The following is a 13,482-nucleotide window of genomic DNA, read 5'->3' as shown; positions in this document are numbered from 1 at the left end:
AAAAACTCTACTTTCCCAAAAATACACATCTTGAGTCGAAAGCAATTCATCTCAACATTTATTTACAAACACTCTCTCAATATCCGCTTTAACAGCTTGAGGCGCACGAGATAGGCGATTCTGCTCTGTCAGCTTCATCGAGACGAGTTGCCGTCGTCGCTTGACGAGACCACTGAAAACCTGAGAGTCATGATTGGACACCACGGGAGGTTCTGGCTTCAGACTTTGAGCAAAAAGAGCAACTACATAGGCATCTAGCGCATCTGTTTTGGCGCTTCCTAAAGCTGTTGCAAAGGCGCGGACCTTTCGAGGATTAACCCTCGCCATAGAAATCTTTGCAGCACCTAAGGAAGATGTAAGCAGACCTTCTAGGCCTCCAGTCACTTCAAAAACGACTCGCACAGCCGAAAACCCCATCAATTTCTCGATAAGTTCCTCAATCACAGAACTATTATTCGGATATTGGAAACTCTCATTGGTTTAAGAGGATATGGACGTCGAGGTGAGCTTGACAAATATCAACACCAACCCATGTCATTTGAGTAGTCATAGTATTCTAGGGCTAGGTTTATTGTCCCGTTGACAACTCATCCTTGCCGATACGAGGTCATGGCCTCAGGCGATTGTTCGAGTATTCGTCATTAGGCTAACAGCGTGGTGACCAGGGCTACCAAACAGTGTTGGACACTAGGGTTGCAACGACCTTACCACGCTCTTTCTTAGAATATCGGTACCCAAGCTACAATTCCGGTGTTGCTCACCAAGGTTAAAACGGGTCACCTGGCCTCTCAAAATACAAGGTAAAAAAATTCAAAGACTTCAACCGGATCGGGACCTCAATCCAGAAACTCCAGAACCAGATTCTAACCCAAAGGCGATTGTAGACCCCCTAATGGCCGATTACTTCATCGAGTCAGGACAACAATCTGCAAAGAAGGGAAACCTAGAAAAAGCGATCGCCTCCTTTCAAGACGCTATGAAGCGTGATTCAGAAGTTGATCTTGATCCTAAAACCGAAGAAAAAGATAGTGATCCCGAAATCGTTGCCAAAAGGTTGGCTGCTGCTTCCCCATTTGACCAGGATGAATAGCTGGCCAGCCGATGGCGATGGTTCACGATGTCTTGGGGAATAGGGCTGTGCTGAGAATAATACTCACATCAACCCAGGAAACTCTTGTTTGAGTTCTGGTAAGCGGTCATCATACCCCTGTCTTGACAGCCAAACACCTTCGATAAGGCTATTTGCTGCTCAGCGGTTGGATAGAGTCTGACCTTGACAACGTTTCTCATGCTCTGAGCTTGGCATACAAAGAGTCGATGGTAAGTTCAATAGACTATTGTCAATCTGCGCGGCATCGAACCGCTTGATTGACGCGCCTCTCATCTCACCCTTGTACCGATCGGTAAGTGGAGAATTCCCGGCCTTGTGTTAAATTGGCAACCTTGTTCGGTTTCCCGAACCCCCTGGCCTCTTTACACTTGTTACAATTCTTTACAAACACACACCCGTTCGACTTTTTTCAAAATTAGTTCCAGATCCCCACACCATTCGCGAACAAATCGGGGAAGAAGGTCGAAAGCTTGGATGTAAGTCCGTCCCTCACCAGAAGAATTCACCCTGAACATTGCCTTGTCGATTGCCGGAGGATCCCCCATGAAAAAGTTTCAAGTCTCAAAATCTCTCACCATAGATTTTCCCACCCGAGCCCCATTGATCTGGGAGTACCTTGAACAGCCCACACGACTCCTGACGGCCATGACCAGTGCAACGCAGGTCCAGGAAATTCAAGACTCGACCTTCCAGGTCAAACTGCATTCCCTGGAGTTTATGCATCTCATGTTCCAACCCATTGTGGATCTGGTGGTGTGGACCAAACCTGAAGGGAAACTCTGCCTGCAGTCTTCAAACTGTCGACTCAAGGGGTCCGAGCAGCTGCAGCAGTCCTTTGCCCTGGACTTCAATGGCCAACTGTCGAGTCGGCAAGGGAGATCCTTTACTCGCCTGGCAGGAGAAGCAGACCTGGCGATCGCGGTGGACCTCCCCCCGGTCCTACAGCTCATGCCCGAGGTGGTCTTGGAGAAAGCAGTGGAAACATTTTTGTACGGAATCCTCACAACCTTCACCCAGCGCTTAGAGCAAAGGCTGGTCCAAGACTACTACGATTGGGCAAAGCAGTCCCGGAATCAAAGAGTGCTGGCAGCGTAAAAAGATTTCTCCGCCCCTCCCCCCAAGATCTCACCCTCAAGGGTCATGATCCCAGTCCGCCGTCCAATCCAATCCACCAATCTCCAACCCCGCCTGCTGGCTATGGGCCTGCATGATCAGCCCTTTCGCTCCGCCCTGCTTCTCCCAAAGCTTGACGGAAAGTAATCCTCGCGTAGTGTCTCGACACAAAAAGTCCAGACCGGAGGCAGTCGGAACCCGAATCAGCACCCCCGGATCGGCACAGTGTCCCCTCAGCGCGATGGCGTAATCGGGCTGCTCCGCCCAAATCTGCCAGCTTCCCCAGGGAGCAACCCGCCAGCAAACCTTGCCATTCCAAGGCACAAACTCGTAGAACCGTCCCCGATAGTGAACCCCCACCATTCCTACTGATTCCTGCCATCCTAAAACCCGCCGAATCCCCCCCCCACAAGTTAGGGCCAGGTCCGGTTCTTGATCAAAGGCATTGCACTGAATCCAAAACCACTTTTTCGGAAAGGCCCCGCCCCAGTTTTTCTCCGCATAGGCAGGAACCCGCTGAAACTCGAAGCGATGCGTTGTCTGCCCGTCCCCGGATAAATCCTGGAGTTCGAACCAGCCCGTAGCCCAGCCATGGGCCATCAGGATTTGCCAGCCCGGTTCAAACATCTGAAGTCGGGAGAGCCAGCCTGCGGTGGACTGCTGCCGGGCCTGGGGAGATCCCCAGCCATAGACCGGTTCAATGTGGTAGCGCCAGCGAAGCATGCGAGCCTGGGCAGGATCCCAGAATTGCCCCTTGTGCAAGTGGGCGCTCACCCAATAGCCCTCCGGCATGGGAGCCTTGCCAGTACGACTTTGACCATGACCTAGCTTGGTCTTCCAGGCCCAAAATTTGGATAGGTCGGGCAGGGAACGACAGAAATATTGTTCCTCTGGTCCTAAAATCTGCACAGATCCCCCGCCCGGTTGGGATCTAGCCCCCGTCAAGGATCTGGGGGCCTGCAGGGAATACATAAACGCCAGGGTCTGCGGGCCTGAGGTTTGGCGGAAAGGGCAATCCGGTGGTAGCGTCAGACGATAATACCAACCTTCAAAAAAGGGCTGCTGCCTACCATCCCAATGAAATCCGCTATGGGGAGTTTGAAGCAACATGGTTATTGGTCCAGTTTATTGGTCCAGTTTATTGGTCCAGTTTATTGGTCCAGGAGAATACCCATCGAACAGCGAGGAAACAATGAGTTTTCTATATAGTAAAACGCCCTCTCCCACTCCGGTGCCAGGGTGTCCTCCCTAGCCCCCTCTGCCCCACCATTTAAGATCTCATCCAGGAAGATCTCATCAAGCTCAAGAATCCATGACCTCTCCCCCTTTCAATCCCCCCCCATTCCCCCTTACAGAACGCATTCAATCCTTTTACGACCAATCCTCAGCCCTGTGGGAACAGGTCTGGGGAGAACATATGCATCATGGCTACTATGGGCCAACCGGACAAACAAGAGTCCAAAGTCCCCAAGAGGCCCAGCGAATTTTAATCGAAGAAATCCTAGCCTGGAGCGGCATCGAAACGAGTCAGGCCCTCCTGGACGTGGGCTGTGGGATCGGTGGCAGTACGCTTTATCTGGCCAGTAAATTTCGCGCCTCCGCCACGGGCATTACCCTCAGCCCCGTTCAGGCCAATCGAGCTGAGACCCGCGCGGCCAGAGCAGGACTCAAGGAGCATGTGCAGTTTCACGTGGCCGACGCCTTAGCGATGCCCTTTGCAGATCAAAGCTTTGACCTGGTCTGGTCCCTGGAAAGCGGCGAACATATGCCTGACAAGCAGCAGTTTTTGCGCGAATGCTGCCGGGTGCTCAAGCCCGGCGGGCGACTGGTGGTTGCCACTTGGTGTCATCGGGATTGCAGCGCGACCGCCTCGGCCCTGACCAGTGCGGAGCAAGACCTGCTGAACCATCTCTATCGGCTGTATCATTTGCCCTACGTTATTTCAATCCAGGATTACCGGGCGATCGCCCAGACCCTTCCCCTGAGCAATCTCCAGGTTGCAGACTGGTCGAGATCCGTGGCCCCCTTCTGGGAAGATGTCATCAAGTCGGCCCTCAATCCACCGGTTTTTTGGGGGATTATAACGGCAGGATGGAAGACCATTGAAGGCGCCCTAGCGATTCCCCTGATGATGGAGGGCTATCGCACCGGCCTAATTCGCTATGGTCTTTTAGCCGGTACGAAGCAAACGAGTGAAACCGATGACCTTGAAGTCCAAACCTCCTGAAGGTTCCCGTCCAGTCTCAGCGCTAGGCCCATGGCTCCGGTCCCTGTGGTCCTTTTCTCGCCCGCACACCATCATCGGGACCAGTTTGAGTGTGGTGGGCCTGGCGGTGATGGCCCTGGCCCTCACCCCCTCCCTTCCCGCCTGGACGCCCGCCTTGAGCGAGGGGCCCCCTTGGACCTTGAATGTGATGCTGCTCGCCATCGGGTCAGCCCTGATCCCCAGCCTCTGCGCCAATGTTTATATTGTGGGACTCAACCAGCTCACGGATATTGACATTGATCGAATTAATAAACCCCAACTCCCCCTGGCCTCAGGTCAGTTCTCCCCCAGGGAAGGGCGTTGGATCGTGCTGATATTAGGGGGGCTGGCCCTTTTGATGGCAATGGTGCAAGGCCCCATTTTGCTGGGGACGGTCTTGCTGAGCATGGTCATTGGCACCGTCTATTCGTTGCCACCCTTTCGGCTCAAGCGGTTTCCCTTTTGGGCCGCATTGTGCATTTTTGGAGTGCGGGGTCTCGTGATCAATCTTGGCTTTTTTGTTCATTTCAGACAGCAGATCCAGTCAGCATCTGCGCCTTGGGACTGGAGCCCAGATCTTCCCCCGGAGCTTTGGGCCTTGACCCTGTTTGTGGTGCTGTTCGCCCTGGCCATTGCCCTATTCAAAGACATTCCCGATGCCGAGGGAGATCGACAATTTCAAATTCGCACCCTCACCGTCCGCCTGGGGCCGGAATTCGTGTTCGGCCTGTCTCGCTGGGTCTTAACCCTTAGCTATGGGCTCTTGGTGGGACTCACCCTGGGAGGCCTGTTGCCATCGGTTCAAACCCTGTTCCTGGTGGTGGTTCATCTCGGCCTGCTGGGGATAATGTGGGGAATGAGTTTCCAGGTTGATTTACGCGAACGGTCTCAGATTAGTCGCTTTTATCAATTGGTCTGGCGTTTATTTTTCTTTGAATATATTTTGTTTCCCCTAGCCTGCGTCATGGGTTAACCTCAGCGCCGACCTCTGCCACCCGCTTCCCCCCCAGAGCCCGGAGTTCACCCTGCCGGGTCTAAAACAGCAGGATCCCGCTGAAACGTCAGGGGCCAGCTTGCTGGAAAAATGGCGTAAATTTCCGGCGATCGCTCGGTATATTGAGAGAGAGTAAAGGGTACATCGGCGGTCTTCAGGGTCACCCCAGCCGATCCCCTTTTCTGCCAACACCAACGCTCTGTTTCGCAACCCCATGACTATACAAACTATCGGCGTGCTTCTGGGTGGATTAGTATTCCTAGTGCTGGGAGCTGAGTCGTTAGTGCGCGGCGCCTCTCGGATTGCGGCCATGCTGGGGATTTCGCCACTGATTATTGGGTTAACCATTGTGGCCTACGGCACCAGCGCCCCGGAACTGTTTGTAAGCTTGCAATCTAGCCTGAACGGCAACGCCAACATTGCGCTAGGAAACGTGGTGGGCAGCAATATCTTCAACGTACTCTGCGTCCTGGGGATTTCGGCCCTGATTGCCCCCCTGATGGTTTCTCAGCAAATTATTCGCCTGGATGTGCCCATTATGGTGGGCGTCTCGCTGCTGCTGCTGGGTCTGGGCCTAGATGGAGAGCTCAATCAGGCCGAAGGGGTGTTCCTGTTCATGGGGGGGGTGGGCTATACCCTCTTTCTGCTCTGGCAAAGTCTCAAGGAGTCCGATCGCGAGGTCCAGGAAGAATACGCTCAGGAATATAGCTTTCGCAGCGATCGCCCCCTAAACTCCTGGCTGATGAACCTGGTGTTTTTGGCCCTGGGTTTGGTCATGCTGGCCCTGGGATCCGACTGGTTAGTGGGCAGTTCCACCGCCATTGCCAGGTCCTTTGGCGTCAGCGATCTCGTCATTGGCCTGACCATTGTAGCCGTGGGAACCTCATTGCCAGAACTAGCCACCTCCGTAATGGCCAGCCTGAAAGGGGAGCGCGACATTGCCGTGGGCAACGTGGTAGGCAGCAATATTTTTAATATTTTGGCGGTTCTGGGCGTGGCCGCCATCGCCAGCCCCAAAGGAGGCATCACCATCCTTCCCAGCGCCCTGTGGATGGATATTCCGGTGGTGATTCTCGTCGCGGTGGCCTGTATGCCCATTTTCTTGACAGGGAACGTGATTAACCGCTGGGAAGGGGGCATCTTCGTGGGCTACTACGGACTTTACACGGTGCATTTGATTCTCAAGGCCATGGATCATCAAGCCCTGCCAATTTTTAATGGGATCATGGCTTGGGGAATTATTCCCCTCACGGGATTGCTGTTTGGATTTAATGTGTGGCGAGAGTTTCGTAACGGACGCTTGAATTTAGGCACCAAGCCTTAACCCCGCGCCATGGCACCTTCAGGTTGTAGCCAGTGGGTGACGCCGGTGTCTCCCCTGCTGCACAACGGCACGTGGATCTAGATCGCATCGCAGCGAATTTCCAACATAAATCCATCAGGATCGTAAAAGTAAATCCCCCGTCCCGTGGGGCGAGTGACCGGACCGTGGTCAATCTGCACCCCATGCTGGCTGAGCACCGCCAGGGCCAGGTCGAAATCCTCAGGGGCAATGTCAAAGGCAAGATGATTGGCCCGCGTAAACTGCTGGGTGGGGTCAGGGTCAGGGGGATTCAGATGGGGTTCGGCAAACAAATCCAGAACCAGACCATCGGCCATCACAAAATTTGCCACTTTTCCCTCCGCCACCAGCGTCCGGAGGGTTTTTGGAACTTGATCTCCCTGCAGCTCTTGCAGACCCAGGACCTGGCCATAGAACCACCGCGATCGCGCCAGGTCTTTGACATTAAACGCCAGATGGTGAACTTTTCGCAGTTGACCGGCAAGGGTTGCAGAGGTCGTAGCGGGGGTGATCATTCCGTCCTCCTGAAGGAAAGAGTAAGGGAGAAGCTGCTCAATCTTTATTGATAAAAGTTTAAACAACAACGCGTCCTGTCAAAGAAGCCTGGGGTAAAGTTTAAGAAACCTGGAAATTTTGACTCGATTGGGTTCAATTTTTAGGATAGCTGAACACTCCCCCGGCAAAAACGATGGATATGAGCAAGCAATTTGTTCTCAGACCCTGGTGGCAATCAACCCTGACCCTCCTTTGGATTAGCGGGTTTGGCCTCCTCGCCCTCAGCAGTTCTCCCCTGCTACGCCGTCCCCTCACCCGTTTGGTTCGGTCCTGGATCCGTCTCGATGCACCGGCATCCTCTTCCTCCACGAGAGCCAGGGGATCTGATGATATCCTGCGTCGTCCTCCCTCGGTGCCGCTCACCCCGCTGTCGGACGAGCAAATGGAACGATCCCGGATGACCTTGATTCAAGATGGCGGCTTGTCCCCCCTAGAGGCCGAAGTTTTACTCCCCACCCCCTGACCGTTTCCCAGCCTGTCTCCCCTCAGGACAGGAATTTCCGTGGGCCAGGCCCAATTGCACTGAGCGCGCAGAAAACTGTGTAGGATACCAAAGGTACCGTCATCTCAACCCTGGGCAATGGATATTTTAGCGTTGACCAATTTAGGCCTCAGCATTCTGCTAGGGGTCTTTATCTTGCTGTTTATTTTTAGGATTGTCCTCACCTGGTATCCCCAGGCAGAACTGGGCAAATTCCCCTTTGTCCTCGCCTACTTTCCCACTGAACCCTTCCTGGCCCCCACGCGCAAGCTCATCCCTCCCCTGGGAGGAGTGGACATCACGCCCATCCTCTGGGTCGGCATTGTCAGCTTCCTGCGTGAAATTTTGCTGGGGCAACAGGGGCTACTGCATCTCATGCAGATTCACGCAGCCCAGGGCATCTTCTGACTCCCCTAAACCCGTGGGCCACTGATCCAACCGGAAAGCGCGGCTGCACCTTTGACTCAAACCGAAGAGTTATCAGCCTCGGCGGCCTGCATCCTGGCCACAAAGTCCGTATACACCTTGCCCTCCAGAAAATCAGGATGGTCCAGGATTTTTTTGTGAAAGTCAATCGTGGTGCGCGGACCAATAATGGCGCACTCTCGAAGGGCACGCTTCATCCTGGCAATGGCCTGGTTGCGATCCAGCCCCCAAACAATGAGCTTGCCAATCAGCGAATCATAGTAGGGCGGAATTTCGTAGGCTGGATACACATGGGAGTCAATGCGCACCCCCGGCCCTCCCGGCGGAAGATAATCATCAATGCGGCCAGGATTAGGACGGAAATTATGGTCTGGATCCTCCGCATTGATGCGACACTCGATAGAATGCCCCCGTAGCTGCACCTGGTCCTGGGTAAACTTCAGCTTTTCACCCTGGGCAATGCGGATTTGCTCCGCAATCAGGTCAAGCCCGGTAATCATTTCAGTGACGGGGTGTTCCACCTGGATACGGGTGTTCATTTCCATGAAATAAAACTCCCCAGCGGCATCTAACAAAAACTCAACGGTTCCCGCCCCCACATACTGAATGGACTGGGCAGCTCGCACCGCCGCTTCTCCCATGCGCGCCCGCAGCGCTGGAGAGAGCGCTGCGCTAGGGGCCTCTTCCAGCAGCTTCTGATGCCGACGCTGAATTGAGCAATCTCGCTCTCCCAGATGCACGACATTCCCGTAGCTGTCGGCAAGAATCTGAAACTCAATGTGCCGCGGGCATTCTACAAACTTTTCAATGTAAACCCCTGGGTTGGCAAAGGCGGCCTCGGCCTCTCCCTGGGCGGCCAAAAATTGATTGGTCAGATCCTCGGGCGATCGCACCAGCCGCATCCCGCGCCCTCCCCCACCGGCAGTGGCCTTCACCATCACCGGGTAGCCAATCTCAGCAGCCACTGCGTGGGCCTGTTGATCGTCTTGCAACAGGCCCGGACTCCCAGGAACCGTGGGGACTCCTGCCCTCTGCATGGTTTCCTTGGCGGTAGACTTATCCCCCATGGACCGCATTGCGTGGGGCGTAGGGCCAATAAAATGAATTTTGTGATCGGCACAAATTTCCGCAAAGCGAGCGTTTTCCGCCAGGAATCCGTAACCAGGATGAATAGCCGTTGCATTGCGCGTCAGGGCCGCAGCAATGATATTAGGAATATTCAGATAGCTCTTATTGCTCGGGGGCTCTCCAATACAAACCGCCTCATCGGCCAACTGCACATGGAGCGCTTGGGCATCTACGGTGGAATGAACAGCCACCGTGGCAATGCCCATTTCCTCACAGGTTCGCAAAATCCGCAGGGCAATTTCCCCACGATTGGCGATTAAAATTTTCGAAAACTCCATGGGCGCTTAAAACACGTAGGCAGCATGCAATGACCACCAAACCAAAGCAGCAATTGCACCCAGAATCAAGAGCGAAGATACAGCAACGGTCACAGGGCGATCGGCGCCCTTAAATTTCATAATGCCACGGTCAAAGTCAGAGGCCATTGGTCAAGTCCTTTAACAATTCATTGAGATGAGTTGAGTCAACTACAGAAATCCTAGCGCCTAATTGCGGGAGGGACTAGGCGGAAATCCTAATAATTTGTTGCGGTGGCCGTTAAGGTTTTAGGAACTCCAAGATTCCCTTGCAACACCACCCCCCGCTGGTTGGCATGTAGATGACGCAGGATCTGATAGATGGTTTCAATTTGATCTGGCGCCTGCGCCTTTTGAGCTAGCTCTTGCAACGTCAGAGGTTTTTCAGCTTCCCTGAGGAGAGACTGCAGAGTTTTCTGAAGAGACAGGTTCTGGGCCGCCGCTTTTTTCCCGGCTTCAACGCCAGGTTGATGGTAAGCATTAATGTGAATCAGCGCGGCATATAGTCCCACCGCTCGTTCATACAAGGCAATGAGGGCGCCCACAATGCGAGGGGTAACCCTGGGGATCGTAATGGTGATAGAGTCTCGCTGTTTTTGGCTGAGGGCCTCTCGGGTTCCCAGCAAAAACCCCAGCAGATAATCTCCGGAGGTGATCCCCGGCTCTAGTTCCAGGGACGGGCCTTGGCGGTCTTCCAGCACTTCAATGAAGGTGACAAAGAAATTGGGCACCCCATCGCGCAGCTGCTGAACATAGGCATGCTGATCTGTGGATCCCTTATTGCCATAGACGGCGATCCCCTGATGCACCACATTGCCATCTAAATCTCGCTCCTTGCCCAGGGACTCCATCACCAGCTGTTGCAAATAGCGACTAAACAGCAGCAAGCTATCCTTGTAGGGCAACAGCACCATATCCTTTTCGCCCTGGCCATTGCCAGCGTAATACCAGGCCAGGGCCAGCAAGGCAGCTGGGTTTTGTCGCAGGTCTACCGCCCGCGTGGCCTGGTCCATCTCCCGCGCCCCCGCCAGCATACCGCGAATATCAATGCCCTCCAGAGCAGCGGGCAATAGCCCCACCGAAGACAGCTCCGAGGTGCGTCCTCCCACCCAATCATGCATGGGGAAGAAGGCCAGCCAGTTTTCCGACTGGGCAAGGTTGGCTAACTGACTCCCATAGGCCGTAATGGCGATCGCGTGGCGGGGAAAGTCTAGCCCCGCCTGCTCAAAGCGGTGGCGCACCTCCACCATCCCGTTGCGCGTCTCTGGAGTCCCCCCCGACTTGGAAATCGTGATGACCAGGGTGGTGGCCAGCCGGTCCTGTACCTGCGCCAGGGCCTCATCCATTCCAGCAGGATCGGCATTATCAATAAAATGCAGCTGAATGCTGGGATTAAATCCAGCCAGGGCCTTTGAGACAAACTGCGGCCCTAGGGCGGACCCCCCAATGCCAATGGAAATGGCATCGGTGAAATACTGACCATTGGGAGCCACAATCTCTCCCCGGTGCAATCGCCCCACAAAGGCATCCACATCGGCCACATTCTTGCGGATTTCATCCCGCAGCTCTGGAGTAGGGGCCAAGTCAGCATCACGCAGCCAATAATGCCCCACCATTCGTCCTTCATCGGGATTGGCGATCGCCCCGGCCTCTAAATCAGCCATCGCTTGAAGGGCGCGATCAAACTTCGGACGCAGATGATCCACGAAGGAATCATCAAAGCCCATGCGGCTGATATCAACGTAGAGGGTCAACCCGTCATGGAAATAAAGCCAGTCTTGATATCGTTGCCAGCTTGCTGCTGCATCCATGGTGATACCGTTAAACTCTTGATAAGGACACCTCCTAAACATAGCCTGTCGCTTACAGTTTCCGTCAATCCGGTTCACAGAATTTCGGGTTTGCTCAAGGGGGTCTTCCCCTAGACCCGTTGGGACAGCACAATCGATATAATCATCTTGATTTGAACTTGACGTTTTCTACGATGCAACCTTCTTCTATCCTTCCCGGCTCCACCGTTAAAGTCATTAATCCTGGCGACACCTACTATGAGTATGAAGGTTTGGTCCAACGGGTCAGCAATCAGCGCGCCGCAGTTCTGTTTGAGGGCGGCAATTGGGACAAGCTGGTCACCTTTCGCCTCAGTGAGCTAGCGCTGGTCCCGATCACCTAACCCCTGCCTCTAAACCCCTCGCCCCGGCCACAGGACATCACCTCAGCATCGCCCCCTCTCTACGCTGGCGCCAGGGAGACGCACAACTCGTGGGATGGTCAGCCGAAAGGTTGCCCCCTGGCCTAGTTCACTGTGCACTTGAATTGTGCCCTGCATCAGCTTGGCCAAATTTTGGCAAATGGCAAGCCCTAGCCCGGTTCCTTGATGCCGTCGAGACGGACTTTGATCCACCTGCCAATATTCTCCAAAGACCTGATCCAGATGATCCAAGGCAATACCAGGCCCCGTATCCTGAACACTGATGCGGATGAAGGTTGAGTTGAGTTCCTCCACAATCACCCACACCTGACCATCCTGGGTAAATTTAATGGCATTTGAAAGAAGGTTGACCAGAATTTGCCGCAGCCGGGTAGGGTCATTCAGAATCACTGGATTATCGAGACGCTGAACGATTTCTAAGTCCAGGTTATTTTGCGTAGCCAAGGAGGAAATTTCCTGCACTGTCCCCTCGATTAAGTCGTTGATATTAACACTCTGCGGGTGCAGCTGCATCCACCCAGCCTCTAGTTTGGAGAGATCGAGCACATCGTTAATTAAGGTCAACAAATGCTTCCCATTGGTCAGGATGCGCATCACCATATCTTCCTGTTGCGGAGACAGAGGGGCATGACGCTGTCTTAATAAAAGCTGCGAAAACCCATTAATTGCATTGATGGGCGTTCTCAGCTCATGAGACATGACGGCAAGAAAGCTGGAACGGGTTTGAAGGGGTTTGAGAACCGCAGACAGCCCCACCTCAGAGACAAGACAGTCTCGATCCGGACGGGGTCGCAGCGAAATCCCCCAGAAACTCCCTCGACCCTTGAGAGCTGTCGGCTCACTTGGCTCAAGGGGCACCAGTTTAAGCTCGTATTGGTGCCAGTGGTTCCGCAGGTCTCGCAGGCGAATCTCTGGAGAGCGTCCTGGCGCATCCTTGACCAACATGACTTGCCCGTAGCGTAAACAACTGGATCGATCATCGGGATGAACCCGCTTGAGCAGGGCGCGCCAGGAATAGACTTCAGGCAGACTGCCCAAAACCCTTTGCGCAGAGGAACTGAGGTAGTTCACCTCCCCGGTAGGACCCATCACCAGGGTTAGGTCATTGGATTGATCAATCAATTGTCCCAACAGAGGCAGGATTTCCGGTGGACCAAGGGCTGAATGCAGCATCTGGAATATCGAGTACAGTCAATCCTGGATATAGTCAAGCTGATGCGCCAGCGCATATTCGGCCTTCATAAATTCTCGGCCTAGGTAGGCGGCGTGATCCAGGTAAGACACCAGCCGCAGATCCGGCTGCTCCAAGATCGCAATGCACAACTCCTTCGCGGTTTTGGCCCGAAAGATTGCTGTGGGCACCCGCGGCGCGTTTCCTTGACAAGCAATGACTTCGCCGGTGTCTGGATCAACGGCTAAACCCTTTTCGTTAATCTCGTTGGTGTAGTGTTCTGCGCAAATGAGACTATGCTCACGATCGAGATAAATTAAGAAATATCCTGCGGGGTCTAAGGCAATAAATCGGTGTGATAGCTTGTCATTAAGTTGGGTTTGCTCAGCCAAGATAGAGTTCATTATT

At 53.9% G+C, this 13,482-nt stretch carries 17 protein-coding genes and 1 pseudogene; 8 read left to right on the top strand and 10 right to left on the bottom strand.

The genetic code is table 11. From position 1 onward, the window contains the following. Positions 1-51: 51 nt before the first annotated feature. Positions 52-459 (bottom strand): annotated as a pseudogene (locus tag QQ91_RS19830) (IS110 family transposase); the annotation flags it as partial. A gap of 433 nt (positions 460-892) precedes the next feature. Between QQ91_RS19830 and QQ91_RS19825 the strand changes: the two are divergent. Further along, entirely contained in the window at positions 893-1,090 is a 198-nt protein-coding gene (locus QQ91_RS19825) for a hypothetical protein (protein ID WP_166277797.1), read from the top strand. Between the two features lie 68 nt (positions 1,091-1,158). On the opposite strand, the gene QQ91_RS19820 is transcribed toward QQ91_RS19825, so the two are convergent. Then, the gene (locus QQ91_RS19820; protein WP_201277209.1) at positions 1,159-1,290 is read right to left on the bottom strand and encodes a helix-turn-helix domain-containing protein; all 132 of its coding nucleotides are present in this window, start codon (positions 1,288-1,290) and stop codon (positions 1,159-1,161) included. 364 nt (positions 1,291-1,654) lie between these two features. Here QQ91_RS19820 and QQ91_RS19815 point away from each other — a divergent pair, with 364 nt between their 5' ends. Continuing rightward, on the top strand, positions 1,655-2,206 hold the full coding sequence (locus QQ91_RS19815; protein WP_166277794.1) for a DUF1997 domain-containing protein: 552 nt from the start codon (positions 1,655-1,657) through the stop codon (positions 2,204-2,206). Positions 2,207-2,242: 36 nt separating this feature from the next. Here QQ91_RS19815 and QQ91_RS19810 read toward each other — a convergent pair whose 3' ends face one another. After that, positions 2,243-3,334, bottom strand: coding sequence for a tocopherol cyclase family protein (locus QQ91_RS19810; protein WP_166277791.1), 1,092 nt, complete (start codon positions 3,332-3,334; stop codon positions 2,243-2,245). 202 nt (positions 3,335-3,536) lie between these two features. On the opposite strand from QQ91_RS19810, the gene QQ91_RS19805 reads away from it, so the two are divergent. Together QQ91_RS19805 and QQ91_RS19800 are read left to right on the top strand one after the other, a co-directional pair. Next, on the top strand, positions 3,537-4,451 hold the full coding sequence (locus tag QQ91_RS19805) for a methyltransferase domain-containing protein (protein WP_166277788.1): 915 nt from the start codon (positions 3,537-3,539) through the stop codon (positions 4,449-4,451). Further along, complete coding sequence (locus QQ91_RS19800) at positions 4,426-5,442, top strand: homogentisate phytyltransferase (protein ID WP_166277785.1); 1,017 nt, start codon at positions 4,426-4,428, stop codon at positions 5,440-5,442. The genes QQ91_RS19805 and QQ91_RS19800 overlap by 26 nt, the downstream gene beginning before the upstream one ends. Before the next feature lie 47 nt (positions 5,443-5,489). Here the strand turns inward: QQ91_RS19800 and QQ91_RS19795 are convergent, their stop codons facing one another. After that, positions 5,490-5,627 carry a hypothetical protein gene (locus QQ91_RS19795; RefSeq protein WP_166277782.1) on the bottom strand — a complete coding sequence of 46 codons (138 nt, stop codon included), beginning with the start codon at positions 5,625-5,627 and terminating at the stop codon, positions 5,490-5,492. 50 nt (positions 5,628-5,677) lie between these two features. Here QQ91_RS19795 and QQ91_RS19790 point away from each other — a divergent pair, with 50 nt between their 5' ends. Next, complete coding sequence (locus tag QQ91_RS19790) at positions 5,678-6,787, top strand: calcium/sodium antiporter (protein WP_166277779.1); 1,110 nt, start codon at positions 5,678-5,680, stop codon at positions 6,785-6,787. Positions 6,788-6,864: 77 nt separating this feature from the next. Here QQ91_RS19790 and QQ91_RS19785 read toward each other — a convergent pair whose 3' ends face one another. After that, a complete protein-coding gene (locus tag QQ91_RS19785) occupies positions 6,865-7,320 on the bottom strand; it encodes a VOC family protein (protein WP_166277776.1) in 456 nt (151 codons plus the stop codon). A 179-nt stretch (positions 7,321-7,499) separates the two neighbouring features. Between QQ91_RS19785 and QQ91_RS19780 the strand changes: the two genes are divergently transcribed. Next, positions 7,500-7,823 (top strand): hypothetical protein, encoded by a 324-nt coding sequence (locus tag QQ91_RS19780; protein ID WP_166277774.1) that lies wholly within the window; start codon positions 7,500-7,502, stop codon positions 7,821-7,823. Positions 7,824-7,940: 117 nt separating this feature from the next. After that, entirely contained in the window at positions 7,941-8,249 is a 309-nt protein-coding gene (locus QQ91_RS19775; RefSeq protein ID WP_166277771.1) for a YggT family protein, read from the top strand. A 56-nt stretch (positions 8,250-8,305) separates the two neighbouring features. Here QQ91_RS19775 and accC read toward each other — a convergent pair whose 3' ends face one another. The 3 genes from accC to QQ91_RS19760 form a co-directional block, all read right to left on the bottom strand. After that, a complete protein-coding gene (gene accC / locus QQ91_RS19770; RefSeq protein ID WP_166277769.1) occupies positions 8,306-9,673 on the bottom strand; it encodes an acetyl-CoA carboxylase biotin carboxylase subunit in 1,368 nt (455 codons plus the stop codon). A gap of 6 nt (positions 9,674-9,679) precedes the next feature. Beyond that, positions 9,680-9,820, bottom strand: coding sequence for a hypothetical protein (locus QQ91_RS19765; RefSeq protein WP_166277766.1), 141 nt, complete (start codon positions 9,818-9,820; stop codon positions 9,680-9,682). 89 nt (positions 9,821-9,909) lie between these two features. After that, the gene (locus QQ91_RS19760; RefSeq protein ID WP_166277763.1) at positions 9,910-11,502 is read right to left on the bottom strand and encodes a glucose-6-phosphate isomerase; all 1,593 of its coding nucleotides are present in this window, start codon (positions 11,500-11,502) and stop codon (positions 9,910-9,912) included. Positions 11,503-11,675: 173 nt separating this feature from the next. On the opposite strand from QQ91_RS19760, the gene QQ91_RS19755 reads away from it, so the two are divergent. Beyond that, positions 11,676-11,864 carry an NAD(P)H dehydrogenase subunit NdhS gene (locus QQ91_RS19755; RefSeq protein ID WP_166277760.1) on the top strand — a complete coding sequence of 63 codons (189 nt, stop codon included), beginning with the start codon at positions 11,676-11,678 and terminating at the stop codon, positions 11,862-11,864. 42 nt (positions 11,865-11,906) lie between these two features. On the opposite strand, the gene QQ91_RS19750 is transcribed toward QQ91_RS19755, so the two are convergent. Together QQ91_RS19750 and QQ91_RS19745 are read right to left on the bottom strand one after the other, a co-directional pair. Next, the gene (locus QQ91_RS19750; RefSeq protein WP_166277757.1) at positions 11,907-13,076 is read right to left on the bottom strand and encodes a sensor histidine kinase; all 1,170 of its coding nucleotides are present in this window, start codon (positions 13,074-13,076) and stop codon (positions 11,907-11,909) included. An 18-nt stretch (positions 13,077-13,094) separates the two neighbouring features. Then, on the bottom strand, positions 13,095-13,478 hold the full coding sequence (locus QQ91_RS19745; protein ID WP_166277754.1) for a DUF4346 domain-containing protein: 384 nt from the start codon (positions 13,476-13,478) through the stop codon (positions 13,095-13,097). Positions 13,479-13,482: the final 4 nt, after the last annotated feature.

It is taken from the genome of Lyngbya confervoides BDU141951, from assembly GCF_000817775.3.
Lineage (GTDB): Bacteria > Cyanobacteriota > Cyanobacteriia > Thermosynechococcales > Thermosynechococcaceae > Lyngbya > Lyngbya confervoides.
Note: the sequence above shows the minus strand (reverse complement) of the source record. Positions and strands in the feature narration are given on the sequence as shown.